This is a genomic window from Anabaena sp. AL09 (assembly GCF_001672255.1).
Lineage (GTDB): Bacteria > Cyanobacteriota > Cyanobacteriia > Cyanobacteriales > Nostocaceae > Dolichospermum > Dolichospermum lemmermannii.
The window spans coordinates 34,675-50,339 of the sequence record NZ_LJOQ01000025.1; the positions used below are offsets into that span (position 1 = coordinate 34,675).

Genomic DNA, 15,665 nt, shown 5'->3' on the forward strand with positions numbered 1-15,665 from the left:
AAAAACAAATTTCTACACAAATATTATGAGCGACTTACTAAAAAGACTTGAAAACCTATCACCAGAAAAACGAGAATTAGTTTTACAAAAACTCAAAAAGCAACAACAACCCCCACTACTCCAACCAGTATCGCGGGAAAAACCCCTTCCCCTCTCCTTTGCACAACAAAGACTGTGGTTTATTGACCAACTAGAAGGAGAAAATGGTGTTTATAACGTGCCATTTTTCTGGCAAATTAGCGGTATTTTAAATATTAATGCTTTAGAAAAAGCTATTTTAGAAATTATCCACCGTCATGAAATCTTACGCACTAGCTTCTCTATTGTTAATGAATCACCCATACAGATAATTCACACCCAACCTGAATTAAAAATAGAAATCCTAGACTGGGAACAAGTAGCAGAGAAAGATAAATTCAGCAAAGCCAAACATTTAGCAACAGCAGAATTACAAAAGCCTTATGACTTAGCAAAAGCTCCTTTATTGCGAGTAAAATTACTAAAACTAGCTGATAAATCTCATCTGCTATTATTGGTCATTCATCACATAGTTTGTGACGGTTGGTCAATGGATATTTTCCGTAAAGAATTATTCACTCTTTACACCGCTTTTTGTAATGGAGAATCTTCTTCTTTACCCCCATTATCTTTACAATATGCTGATTTTGCCCACTGGCAAAGGTCATATTTACAAGGAGAAAATTTAAACAAACAACTCAATTACTGGCAACAACAATTAGCAGAAATTAATCCATTATTAGAATTACCTACAGATTATCAACGTCCATCAGTTCAAAGTTTTAAAGGACGTAGTGAATTTTTAGAAATTGATTTAAATTTAACGCAAAAATTAAAGCGATTAAGTCAGGAGTCAGGAACTACTTTGTTTATGACTTTACTGGCAGTATTCGCGCTGTTATTATCTCGTTATAGTAATCAAAATGATATTGTAGTTGGTTCGGCGATCGCTAATCGTAACCGCCAAGAAATAGAACCCCTAATTGGCTTTTTTGTCAATACTCTGGCTTTGCGTACCAACTTACAAGGAAATCCCAGTTTTAGAGAATTATTACAACGAGTAAAACAAGTAACTTTAGATGCTTATGATCATCAAGATTTACCCTTTGAAAAATTAATTGATGAATTAGGTTTAGAGCGATCGCTTGCTCATCATCCCCTCTTTCAAGTTGCTTTTGGTTTGCAAAGTGGAACTCCAGAAAAAATAGAACTTCCTGGTTTAACTCTCACTCGGTTTGAGTGGGAAAACACCACAACATTCTTTGATTTATCCTTAATTTTTCGGGAAACTCCCCAAGGTTTAACCGGAGAATGGGAATATGCAACGGATTTGTTTGCAGATGCAACTATTCAAAGGATGAAAGAACATTTTGCAGTTCTGCTTAAACAAATTACTGATAATCCCCATCAATCAATCAATAATCTATCTTTGCTGACTGAAGATGAAATTCAGCAACTACAAACATGGAATCATTCACAAACAGAATATCCTCAAGATAAAACTTTAGTTGATTTATTTGCAGAAAAAGTTATAAAAAATCCTGATAATTTAGCTGTAGTTTTTGAATCAGAAAACCTAACTTATCAACAATTAAATGAAAAAGCTGATCAATTAGCTGATTATTTAATTGAAAATTACCTTATGCAACCAGATACCTTAATTGGCATTTCTGTGGAACGTTCTTTAGAAATGATTATTGGTGTCCTTGGTATTCTTAAAGCTGGTGGTGCTTATGTACCGATTGACCCTAATTATCCCTCGGAACGGATTCGCTTCATGTTAGAAGATTCAGGGATATCGGTTTTATTAACCCAAAGTTTTTTAGTAGATAAATTACCTTTAGATAGTTTAGAAAATCCTGTTGAAGTTGTTTATTTAGATGATAGCTCACGCCAAGACGCAGAGACGCAAAGGAAAATAACTAAAAATCAAGTTAAGCCTGATAATTTAGCTTATGTGATCTACACCTCTGGTTCTACTGGAAAACCCAAGGGTGTGATGATTGAACATCAAGCAATTGTGAATTTAGGTTTAGCTTGGGCTGAAAAATTCCAAGTTCAAAATTACAGCCGCTTACTGCAATTTGGTTCTTTTAGTTTCGATTTATCTATTGGTGAAATTGCCACTTCTTTATCCGCAGGTGCTTGTTTATATTTAGGAAATAAAGATACTTTATTACCTGGACAGAGCTTAGTTAACTTTTTAACTGAACACAAAATTACTCACGGCTTTTTATCACCTTCAGCTTTATCTGTCTTACCAAAGGTGAATTTACCTGATTTGCAATGCCTTACTGTTGGTGGGGAGGCTTGTACTGCTGAATTAGTTAATCAGTGGGGAACAACCAGAAGTTTATTCAACTGCTATGGTCCGACGGAATCGACAGTTATTGCCAGTATCTTTCGTTGTGAACCGAATGGGAAAAAGCCCTCCATTGGTCAACCTATAGCTAACAACAGTATTTACATTTTAGATCCTCACAATCAACCATTACCTCCTGGCATTCCTGGGGAATTGTGTATTGCGGGAGTAGGTTTAGCACGGGGTTATCTCAACCGTCCTGAAACTACCGCCGAAAAATTTATTGAAATTGATTTATTCGGTAAAACTGAGCGCATTTATAAAACTGGTGATTTAGCAAGATGGGATGATGATGGCAATTTAGAATATTTGGGGCGCATTGATGAGCAGGTAAAATTACGCGGTTTTAGAATTGAATTAGGTGAAATAGAATCACTATTATTACAGCACCCATCAGTTCAAGAAGCTGTGGTAATTTTATATGAAACTGATAACAATCCCCGGTTAATTGCCTATATTACAGAATCAGAAAAAACCGCGAATTTGGTAATTGAAGTCAGAGAATACCTCAAAAATCGCCTCCCAAATTATATGATTCCTAGCCAGATTATGGTTTTGGAAAACCTGCCACTAACCGCTAATGGAAAAATAGACCGCCGCGCATTACCAGTACCACACACTGCTACTTCCTCTGATTTGGAAATACCAGTAACTCTCACAGAAGAACTACTCGCTAGTTTATGGCAAGGTTTATTAAAAATTCAGTCTGTGGGTCGCTCTGACAACTTCTTTGAACTGGGAGGACATTCCCTGTTAGCAACTCAATTAATTGCTCGAATTCGTGATAGTTTTGGGGTAGAATTGCCTGTCCGCAAAGTATTTGAGCAAAGCATTTTGTCTGAGTTGGCAAGGGAAATTAACAAAGCTTCTACGAGTGTCGCCTTACCTCCCATCCTACCCCAGTTGGAAAATCAACCTAAAACTCTTTCCTTTGCCCAATCAAGACTTTGGTTTATCGCTCAACTGGAAGGAAAAGGAACTTCTGCTACCTACAATATGCCGATCGCATTCCAACTTGACGGCAATCTCAATGTAGAGGCTCTGAGGCAGAGTTTAACTTATTTGCTAGAACGGCATACAAGTTTACGCACTTATTTCCCTGCCTTGGAGGGAGAACCACAAGTAGTAGTTAAAAATGTAGAAGATATAGAAGTATTAGAAATTGCCAACTTACAGAGACTCAATCCCCAAACGCAAGCGGAAACTGTACAAAGGTTAGCCGATAACCATGCTCAAGAACCCTTTGACTTAAATACTGGTCCTCTGTTCAAAGCTAAACTACTGCAACTGGGACAACATCAAAATTTCCTGCTGATTAATATGCACCACATTATCAGTGATGGCTGGTCCATGGGTGTGTTTAAACGGGAATGGGAAAAGGCTTATACTGCTTATGCTGCGGCTTCTGCTCCGAACTTGTCACCCATGCCGATTCAGTATAGTGATTATGCAGCTTGGCAACGTAGTTGGTTACAAGGGGAAATTTTAGCAAGCCAGGAAAATTATTGGAAACAACAACTAGATGATGCACCCCGTGTGCTGGAATTACCTACTGATCATCCCCGGCCAGCACAACAAAGTTATCAAGGTGAACATGAGGAATATTGTTTAAGTAAGGAACTGACACAGCAACTCAAAATCGTGAGTCAACAAAACGGGGTGAGTTTGTTTATGACCCTGTTAACGGCTTTGAGTATCTTACTATCTCGTTACAGCCGCCAAGAAGACTTATGTATCGGGAGTGCGATCGCTAACCGCACCCATAGCTACACAGAAGGGTTAATCGGCTTTTTTGTCAATACCTTAGTATTGCGGAGCAAAATCAAGCCAGAGCAAAGTTTTAGTGAGTTACTGCAACAAACTCGCCAAACTTGCTTAGATGCTTACGCTCATCAAGACATTCCCTTTGAGTATCTGGTAGAAAAACTACAACCAGAGCGCAGCCTCAGCCGTAATCCCCTCTGCCAAGTGATGATTGCCTTGCAAAACACCGAAGGCGCAGGGACGAATGTTAGTTTACCAGGGCTTGATATTCAATCCTTCGAGCAAAGTTTCCCATTTGCTAAATTTGACCTGGGACTGGATCTTCGGGAAAATAACAACCAATTAAACTGTGTGTGGGAATATGCCACCGACTTATTTGAAGCAGACACAATTAAGCGCATGGCGAGACACTTTGAAGTCTTGCTGACAGCAATTACCCAAAATCCCCAACAGCCTATCAGTACGCTGCCATTAATCACAACAGCAGAAATCCAACAATTGCACGCTTGGAATCAAACTAACACCGATTACCCTCAAGACCAAACACTGGTAACTTTGTTTGAAAAACAAGCAGCAAAAACCCCCGATCAAGTTGCATTAGTGTTTGCAGACCGCAGCCTGACTTATCAACAACTGAATCAAAAAGCGAATCAATTGGCTCATTACCTCATTCAAAATTTCCAAATTCAGCCAAACACCTTAATTGGTATCTGTGTGGATCGGTCATTGGAAATGATTATTGGTCTACTCGGTATCCTCAAAGCCGGTGGAGCTTATGTACCGATTGATCCCAATTATCCCCAAGAACGGATTGGGTTCATGTTAGCAGATTGTGGGACATCGGTATTGTTAACCCAAACTTCCCTCAAACACCAATTACCGACAACTGAACTAGAACACCCTCCTCAAGTAATTTGTTTGGATGAGGAAACTTTCAGTTCGCAGTTAACCAATAATCCCAGTTCCCAAAGTACGCCTGATCGTTTAGCTTATGTCATCTACACCTCTGGTTCGACAGGACGACCCAAAGGGGTAATGATTGAGCATCGCGCCATTGTCAATTTAAGTTTGGTTTGGGCGCAAACTTTTCAAGTTAAAAACCACAGCCGTTTGCTTCAGTTTGGTTCTTTTAGTTTTGATTTGTCCATTGGTGAAATTGCTACTAGTTTGATCACGGGCGCTTGCTTGTGTTTGGGCGATCAAGAAACTTTGTTACCTAGTCAAAGCCTAGTTGACTTTCTAACTGAACACAAAATTACTCACAGTTTTCTTTCTCCTTCAGCTTTATCTGTCTTACCAAAAGTGAGTTTACCGGATTTGCAATGCCTCAGCGTTGGTGGAGAGGCTTGTACTGCTGAATTAGTTAGCCAATGGGGAACAGAACAAAGCTTATATAATTGCTACGGTCCGACAGAAACCACCGTGACTGCGGCCTTAGCTCTTTGTCAACCCAATGGCAAAAAACCGCCTATCGGTAAACCATTATCTAATCTTCGCATCTATATTTTAGATACCGACTATCAACCATTACCCCCTGGTATTCCTGGTGAGTTGTGTATTGCTGGTGTTGGTTTAGCCAGAGGTTATCTCAACCGTCCTGAATTAACCGCCGAAAAGTTCATTGAAATTGAGTTATTCGGTAAAGTTGAGCGAATTTATAAAACTGGCGATCTAGCTCGTTGGCTACCTGACGGCAATTTGGAATACTTAGGTCGGATCGATCATCAGGTCAAACTACGTGGTTTTCGGATTGAATTAAGTGAAATTGAAGCCTCATTACTCAAACATCCCTTAATTCAGGAAGCAGTTGTCATTGTTAGAGAGGAAACTGACCTTGATAAACGTCTGGTAGGTTATATTGTCCCCACAGCAACAGAAGACAGTACAAATCCAGATGAATTGGTGGAATTGTGGGAACACCTATTTAATGATAACTACTCTGGGCAACAAACCCCAACCGATGACCCAACCCTGAATATAGTTGGTTGGAATGATAGCTACACAGCACAACCCATTCCCCCAGCAGCAATGCAAGAATGGCGAGATACAACCGTTGATAGAATTCTGGAACTTCGACCCGAAAGAGTTTGGGAAATCGGTTGCGGTTCAGGGATGTTATTGTTTAAAGTCGCACCCCATTGTCAGCATTATTTCGGTACAGATTTTGCTCCAGAGGCTTTGCAGTACATAGCACAACATCTAGAACAGCAGTCTCTTAAGGAGAAAGTTACCTTAAAAACTAGTGCAGCCCACCAGTTTGATGGCATTGAAACCAATGCTTATGACTTGGTAATCATCAATTCTGTGATTCAGTATTTTCCTTCTTTGGATTACTTGTTGTCAGTCATCGAAGGGGCGATCAAAACTTTAAGTAATCAGGGAAAAATCTTCATGGGAGATGTGCGAAATCTACATTTATTGGAGGCTTTCCATACCGCAGTTGAGTTTTATCGTGCTGCTGATGATTTATCAATTCAGGATTTACGCCAACAGATTCAAAAAAGCATTCGCACCGAAGAAGAATTACTGATTGACCCTGATTTCTTTATCGCCCTGAAACAAAGATTTCCTCGGATTAGTCATGTACAAATTCAATTGAAACGGGGTTACAGTCATACGGAAATGAGTCGTTTTCGTTATGACGTTGTTTTACATTTAGATCAGGTAGATACTCCCCTGAGCCAACCAGAATGGTTAGATTGGCAAGAGCATCAGTTGAATCGGGAAACAATTGAGAGAATTTTAACAACCGAGCAACCAGATTTACTAGGGATTAAAGATATTCCTAATGCGCGTCTAACCTCAGAAATGGCGTTGTTAGAACAAATTCCTCAATTAGATGGTACTGTTACAGACTTAAAAGCGGCAATTGCCCAAGCTAAATCAGGGATAGAACCCGAAGCATTCCGAACTTTAGCACCAGATTTGCCCTATACGGCTTTTATTCAATATAGCTCTACAGGATTTTCTGGTTACGATGTTGTTTTTCAACGGAATATCCCCGAAGAGGTGACAACACCACGATTTGCGACCAAAGGCAATTGGCGGTTGAAACCTTGGCAACATTACGCCAACCAACCGTTGCAATATCGCACCAATCAAGTTGATCCAGCTTTATTAGCAGAATGGCGGGATTTTCTGGGCAAAACTCTGCCTGATTATATGATTCCCAGCCATTTTGTTGTTTTGGAAAAACTACCACTGACACATAATGGCAAAATAGACCGCAAAGCTTTACCTGCAACCGATACAGCATTTGCAGCCACAGACATTGAATTGCCTGTAACAGAGACAGAAAAATTGCTGGCTCAACTATGGGCAAAGTTACTGAAATATGAAGCGATCTCCAGACAAGATAACTTCTTCAAATTGGGAGGACATTCTTTATTAGCTACCCAACTGTGCTACCGCATCCGCGACACTTTCAAAGTAGAGATTCCACTGCGTCAAGTATTTGAGTCTCCCACTCTCATTGACTTAGCAAATTATATAGATAGCTGCATTTGGGTTAATTCCACAACCGCAGATATACAACCTTTAAACTCAGAAGAAGAGGAAATTGAACTATGACCATCACACAAAATCAGCAAGTAGTTTCTTTAATGCTTCGTTTGCAGAACATGGGCTGCCGAATTTGGGCTGAAGATGATAAGTTACGGATTCGTACTAGCAAAAACGCCCTCACTGCTGAACTCAAGCAGGAAATTCAACACTACAAAGCAGATATTCTCGCTTTTTTGAAAGCGGCTAAGACACAAGCTGTTTCAGCAGAGGAAATTCCGGCTTTAAGTCCTGAATCTCCCAAGCTTCTGTCCTTTGCTCAACAACGTCTCTGGCTATTAGCACAACTCCAAGGGTCATCAGCAGCTTACAATATGCCGATCGCTTTACAACTGAACGGCAACCTGAATATTGATGCCCTACATTCTAGTTTGGCTGATCTGCTGAATCGGCACGATAGTCTGAGGATGTATTTTCCTACAGTTACCGGACAACCACAAGTTGCCATCCGCAGTTTAGACGAAATCGCAGTTTTAACAGTACAAGATTGCCGGGAATTAGGGAATGGGAACAAGGGAGAGCTTGATTTAGATACCCAATGCCCAAATATCCAAGATTTAATTGACGCTCATGCACAAGAACACTTTGACTTAAATACTGGCCCTTTGTTTAAAGCTAAACTGCTGCAATTGGAGGAGCAAAAATCTGTCTTGGCCATCAATATGCACCACATTATCAGTGATGGCTGGTCAATGGGAATATTTTTGCGGGAGTTATGGCAGGCTTATACTGCTTATTCTCAAGGTCAAACCCCAACTTTTGCTTCTTTACCGATTCAATACAGTGACTATGCAGCTTGGCAACGCCACTGGTTACAAGGAGAAGTATTAGAAAAGCAGATTAATTACTGGAAACATCAACTAGGTGATGCTTCCCCATTACTGGAATTACCTACAGATTATCCCCGTCCAGCACAGCAAAGTTACAGAGGTGATCGCTATATTTATTCTCTCTCACCGGAATTAACTGCTGCTGTTAATGCTTTTAGCCAACAGCAAGGCGTAAGTTTATATATGACCTTGTTGGCTACTTTGAGCATTTTACTATCTCGTTACAGTCGGCAAGAAGACTTATGTATTGGTTCTCCCATTGCTAACCGCACCCATAGCCAGACTGAAGGGTTAATTGGCTTTTTTGTCAATACTTTGGTTATGCGTCAGCAAATCAAACTAGAGCTAAGTTTTATTGAGTTTTTACAACAAACTCGCCAAACTTGTTTAGATGCTTATGCACATCAAGACGTTCCCTTTGATGTGCTGGTAGAAAAGTTACGACCAGAACGCAGTATGAGCTATAACCCTTTATTCCAGGTGATGTTTGCTCTGGAAAATAATGCTAGTCCAGATTTGGATTTATCAGGGTTAGATACTGAATTGCTGGGAGTCAAGGGTGCGATCGCTAAGTTTGACTTAACCCTGATGGTGATGGAAGATGATCATCAGTTAAATTGCTCTTGGGAATATGCTACGGATCTATTTAAAGAGGGTACTATCCAACGGATGGCAGAACACTTTGAAGTGCTGCTCCAGGGGATGATTGAGCATCCTCAAAAACCTATCCATACTTTGCCTTTGATCACAGCAGCCGAACTGCTACAACTACAATGCTGGAATCAAACTCAAACTGATGATCCTGATGATAAAACTTTAGTTGACATATTTGAAGAGCAAGTTGCCAAAAATCCCCAAAATATTGCTGTAGTTCTTGAATCTCAACAACTAACGTATCAACAACTAAACCAAAAAGCCAACCAACTAGCGCATTATTTACTGAAAAATCACCAAATTCAACCAGATACCTTAATTGGTATTAGTGTTGAACGCTCATTAGAAATGATTATTGGGTTACTGGGTATCCTCAAAGCTGGTGGTGCTTATGTGCCGATTGATCCCAATTATCCCCAAGAACGGATTCAGTTTATGTTAGCAGACTCCGAGATATCGGTATTACTAACACAAAGTTTTTTATTAGAGCAATTACCTTTAGATAATTTAGAAAATCCTGTTCAAGTTATTTGTTTGGATGCAGAAAATTTTACTCAAGAAATAATAGATAATCCTCATGCTCAAAGCCAGCCTGATAATTTAGCCTATATTATTTATACTTCCGGTTCAACAGGACAACCAAAAGGGGTAATGATTGAACATCGGGCAATTGTCAATCTAGCTTTAGCCTGGACTACAACTTGTCAAGTTCAAGACCACAGCCGCTGGATTCAGTTTGGATCTTTTAGTTTCGATTTATCTATTGGGGAAATCGCCACTACTTTATCCGCAGGTGCTTGTTTGTACTTAGCCAAGAAAGAAAATCTGTTACCCGGTCAAGTCTTAGTGGACTTATTAGCCACTCACAAAATTTCCCATTTCGCCTTACCTCCTTCCGCCTTATCTGTATTACCTCAAGCCTCATTACCTGATTTGCAAGCCATTATGGTTGGTGGTGAAGCTTGTGGAACGGAATTGGTGGAACAGTGGGGAACAACACGCAATTTCTTTAACTGCTATGGACCAACAGAATCTACGGTTATTGCCAGTATATCTATTTGTGAACCGAATGGGAAAAAACCACTAATTGGTCAACCGTTATCTAATCTCCGCACTTACATTTTAGATAGACATCATCAACCATTACCCCCTGCTATTCCTGGTGAGTTGTGCATTGCGGGTGTGGGTTTAGCTAGAGGTTATCTGAATCGTCCTGAAACTACTGCCGAAAAATTTATTGAAGTGGAATTATTCAGTCAAGTTGAGCGAATTTATAAAACTGGGGATTTAGCAAGATGGAGAGATGATGGCAATTTAGAATATCTAGGACGCATGGATGAGCAGGTAAAATTACGGGGTTTTAGGATTGAATTAGGGGAAATTGAATCACTTTTATTACAATATCCATTAGTTAAAGAAGCTGTTGTAACTGTAAATAAAACTGAGAATAACCAAAGTTTAATTGCTTATGTAACGGGAATTGATGATGATTTTTGCAATGATTTGAAAAAATATCTCAAATCCAGTTTACCTGATTACATGATTCCTGCTCAAATTCTTGTATTGGACAAGTTACCTTTAACTCCCAATGGCAAAATTGACCGGAAAGCTTTACCTGTTCCTAATATTAGCGTTCAAGCTGCATACACACCCCCACGCCACAAAGTCGAAGCACAATTAGCGCAAATTTGGTCTGCTCTTCTTGAACGTCAAAAAATTGGCATTCATGATAACTTTTTCGATTTGGGCGGACATTCTTTATTGGCAGTCAAATTACTCAATCTTGTGCAACAAGAGTTGGGACAACAACTGGCCTTGAGAAGTTTATTTCAGAATCCTACTATTGCTCAACTGGCACAACACATAGGTAATAGGGAGATTCAAGAGTCAAATCCTGATTTAGTAACGATTCAGCCTCTAGGAGATGCCACCCCCCTATTTTGCGTATCTGGCTCCAACGGACACGGTTTCTATTTTCGAGATTTGGCAATCAATTTAGGCACTGAACATCCTGTCTATGGACTCGATGCACCAGGAAGAGACGGACTGAGCATACTTCCTCACTCAGTAGCTGACCACGCAAGTCAACTGATTGCTCAATTACGTCAACAGCAACCCCAAGGACCTTATATATTGCTGGGGTACTCTTCCGGTTGTAGTGTCGCTTTTGAAATAGCTTCCCAACTGGAGCAGCAAGGTGAAAAGGTGAGTTTACTAGCTATCTTGGATTCGGGATTGGTTTCTAATCCGGAACATTTCAAAAATAGAGCAGATATTGATTGGATTTGGCAAATAATCCAACGAATCGAAGCTTTAAAAGGAGTTTCTTTCGGTTTAGAATACGCTGATTTAGCGGCTCAACGCGATGACCAAGCCCGTTGGGATTTGGCGGCAGATTATTTATACCGTCATAATGTCCTACCGGAACACTCCAGCCTTGATTTACTTAAAACTAATATGCAAATTATGAGAGTGCAGACGCTCAATTACGTAGATTATCAGCCTGCTCATCCCATTTCTGCCCCGATTGTTTTATTCCGCGCTGAAGACGTGCCGGAAATACTGGTGCGAGAACTCCAAACGCTTACTAATTACGATTTAGCGGACTGGGGATGGCAGGCATACACTCAAAATCCCGTCAAAGTGATATCTGTACCTGGAACCCACGGTCAAATGCTTCATGAACCCAATGTAAACATATTGACTTCAAACTTACGGTTAATGATGACTTAATTCTAATTTTCTTAATTTTCAATTTTAAATTGGTATAAAACAATGCAAACTCTTCCGATTAAAATTTCCGACGAAACCCTCCGGGATGGAGAACAGCAAGTAGGCATTTTTTTCTCTTATCCCACCAAACACAAATTGGCTCATCTGATTGCCCAAACAGGAGTTGATCAACTTTGCATCATGCCCTATGTTTATGAACAGGAGGCTAAACTAGTTAAAACATTAGTATCAGAGGGATTGGATGGTGTTGTCACTGCTTCTACGATGATGGGAAAAGAGTATATTGATCATGCGAAGAACTGCGGGATTAAGCGCATTATTTTGTTTCATGCTGTTTCTGATCGTTTGCTGTTTCTGCGAGATCCCCAAGTTCGCCTCATGAGCGAATTCCAAGGGAAAACAATTGATGATGATATCCCATCTTCAATCATCAATAGAATTCGTCAGAATGCTATTAATGTCATTGTAGAAAATTTGCACTATGCCACAAAAGTGGCCGGACTCAGAGTTAATTTTGCTGCGGAGGATGCTTCTAGAGCGGATTTTGACTTTTTGGTGGAATATATTCGCTCATGCAGTCCTTATATTGAAAACTTTTTACTGTGTGATACAGTAGGGGTGCTAAATCCAGAAAAGAGTTATATCTGGATTCATGATTTGCTGCAATCCACTAATGGGGTAGGATTGGGAGTACACTACCACAATGATATGGGATTGGCTCTGGAAAATACTCTCCAGTCTCTGATGGCGGGAGCGACTTTAGTATCGGGGACGTTTTGCGGGATTGGAGAACGAGCCGGAAATGTTGCCATTGAGCAGGTGTTAAATGGGTTGCGAGTCCGGTTTGGCATTGAAGTTGAGGGGATTAACTATGATGCGATCGCCGCAGTGACTAATTATATTGAGCAACTGGGGATTCGTCCTGCATCTCCTTACTCTCAAACTGCACAACGCCACGAATCAGGTATTCATGTTAATTCTTTGTTTCGTGATCCCAAAAGCTATGCAGTATTTCCACATAACAAAATAGATGTTGTATTTGGCAAATGGAGTGGAGTCAGTAATTTCCAATATCTATTTGAAAAACAACTGCAAAATCCTCAATCCAGAAAGCAGTACGAAAAAATGCGTTCCGTCATCAAATCTCTGGCAATGGAACAAGAATGTTATTTTACAGCTAATGAAGTCTTAGAACTATGGAAAGATGGTATCTTTGAATAATCAATCGTAAAAATTTACCACTCAGAATTCGGAATATTTAAAGACTCAGGAGAGTATTAGCTCAATACTGGATTGCTAGTCTGGCTTTTTGCTCCTGAGTATTAATATGGAATGCTATCGGACTCCTATTTGATTTTTGATAGTTTGCTGTAGCCATACAAAACTTAGTAGGTATCAAGTCCGTCTTTTCTGTTCCCTGTTCCCTACCTCAAAACACTAAAATAATTTTTTTAAGATGCAAGCTAAACCTTTTATTGATAAATCCGCCACAAATAATTCTGCTCCAGTTGCTAACCGATTTTGGGAAAATGTCAAGGCGGTTATTGGTCCTTATTGGTATCCCACAGAAGCCAACGGTAGAGCATTCTCAGATGTGGTGCGGACATGGGGAATGCTGATTCTCCTCATATTATTAATTATCGCACTTGTAAGCGTAACTGCTTTTAATAGCTTTGTTAGCCGTTATTTGCTTGATGTGATTACTGAAGAAAAAGATTTAAAGAAATTTATTGATATATTATTAGTTTACGGTGCTGCTCTGGTTTTGGTCACATTTTTAGTAGGATTTTCTAGATTTGTTAGAAAACAAATTGCTCTTGATTGGTATGAATGGTTAAATAATCAAATTTTATCAAAATATTTAAGTAATCGTGCCTACTATAAAATCAACTTTCAATCTGATGTTAGTAATCCAGATCAACAAATATCCCAAGAAATCGAACCTTTGACTAGAAATGCTCTCAGCTTTTCAGCGACTTGTTTAGAAAAAGTCCTGGAAATGACAACTTTTTTAATCATTCTCTGGAGCCTTTCTAAATTTGTAGCAATTTCCCTGCTTGTTTATACTATAGCGGGTAATTTAATTGCTCTTTATTTAGCTGAACAATTAAATAAGATTCAAGAAGAGGGACTCGAATTTACGGCAGACCACACTTATAGTATGACTCATGTTCGTAATCATGCTGAATCAATAGCTTTCTTTCAAGGAGAAGAACAAGAATTAAATATGATTCAGCGCAGATTTAATAAGATTATTCAAAATACCAAACGCAAGATTAATTGGGAAAGAAGTCAGGATATTTTTAACAGAGCATATCAGGCTATTATCCAAATATTTCCATTTATAGTATTCGGACCTTTACAGATTAAAGGGGAAATTGATTTTGGGGAAATTGCTCAAGCTAGTTTAGCTTGTAATCTGTTTGCCAATGCTATAGCCGAATTAATCAGAGAATTTGCAACTTCAGGAAGATTTTCTATTTATGTTGAACGTTTAGTTGAATTGTCAGATGCGTTAGAAGCAGTCAACAAATTACCAGAAAATTTCAGTACGATTAAGACAATAGAAGAAAACCGTTTAGCTTTTGAGAATGTTACTTTACAAACACCCAACTATGAACAGGTGATCGTCGAAAATTTGTCTTTGAGTGTTCAACCTGGAGAGGGGTTATTAATTGTTGGGCCTAGTGGTCGAGGTAAAAGTTCTCTGTTGAGGGCGATCGCTGGTTTGTGGAACTCAGGAACTGGTCGTGTGATCAGACCACCCCTAGAAAATGTATTGTTTTTACCTCAACGTCCTTACATTATTTTAGGAACTTTGCGGGAACAGTTACTTTATCCCCATACAACAGGGGGAATGAGCGATCGCGAACTTGAAGCAGTTTTAAAACAAGTTAATTTGCAAAATTTATTGAGTAGAATAGATAATTTTGATACAGAACTTCCTTGGGAAAATATCCTTTCCTTAGGAGAACAACAACGTCTAGCATTTGCACGTTTATTAATTACTCATCCTAGCTTTACTATTTTAGATGAAGCTACAAGTGCTTTAGATTTAAATAATGAAGGTAATTTATATCAACAATTACAAGAAATAAACACAACATATATCAGCGTAGGACATCGAGAAAGTCTATTTAGTTATCATAAATGGGTTTTAGAACTTTCACAAGATTCTAGTTGGCGACTGCTATCTGTTGAGGATTATAGACGACAAAAAGCACAAGAACTTGCTACGGATAATTATTCTGAAAATTCTAGTGTCATTATAGAAGTTATACCCAATAATAAATCTGATAATGAACCTGACAATCAATCAGAAACCTTAACAGATGCTTCGGAAAATTCAGAAATTACAATAGATTCTGTATCTGATAATGAACCTGACAATCAATCAGAAACCTTAACAGATGCTTCGGAAAATCCAGAAATTACAATAGATTCTGTATCTGATGATGAACCTGACAATCAATCAGAAACCTTAACAGCAGATACAGGTGAAATTGTAGGACTTTCTCATGGAGAAATGCAGAAATTAACAGACTATTCACTGGGGACTGTGAGAACTAAAGCAAGTAAAGGTAAAACCATTACTACAAAGGATGGTTCTACCTACCGCTATAATAAAGACTCAAATGTTTTGAAATGGGTAAGAGTTGAATAGCTTGAGAATTAAGTAACTCAAAATTAAAAAACGTAATATCCAGATCACCGACTTATTCAAGAAGTAGGGGATATACCCG

At 39.1% G+C, this 15,665-nt stretch carries 4 protein-coding genes; all 4 read left to right on the forward strand.

Annotation, left to right across the window (positions count from 1 at the left end; translation table 11 throughout):
• The first annotated feature begins 25 nt into the window (after positions 1–25).
• Positions 26–7,714 (forward strand): non-ribosomal peptide synthetase, encoded by a 7,689-nt coding sequence (locus AN490_RS04455; RefSeq protein WP_300000370.1) that lies wholly within the window; start codon positions 26–28, stop codon positions 7,712–7,714.
• Positions 7,711–11,922 (forward strand): amino acid adenylation domain-containing protein, encoded by a 4,212-nt coding sequence (locus AN490_RS04460; protein ID WP_300000372.1) that lies wholly within the window; start codon positions 7,711–7,713, stop codon positions 11,920–11,922. Before AN490_RS04455 ends, AN490_RS04460 begins: the two co-directional genes overlap by 4 nt.
• 42 nt (positions 11,923–11,964) lie before the next feature.
• Entirely contained in the window at positions 11,965–13,143 is a 1,179-nt protein-coding gene (locus AN490_RS04465) for a 2-isopropylmalate synthase (RefSeq protein WP_300000374.1), read from the forward strand.
• 235 nt (positions 13,144–13,378) lie between these two features.
• The gene (locus AN490_RS04470) at positions 13,379–15,586 is read left to right on the forward strand and encodes an ATP-binding cassette domain-containing protein (RefSeq protein WP_300000376.1); all 2,208 of its coding nucleotides are present in this window, start codon (positions 13,379–13,381) and stop codon (positions 15,584–15,586) included.
• The last annotated feature ends 79 nt before the right edge of the window (positions 15,587–15,665 follow it).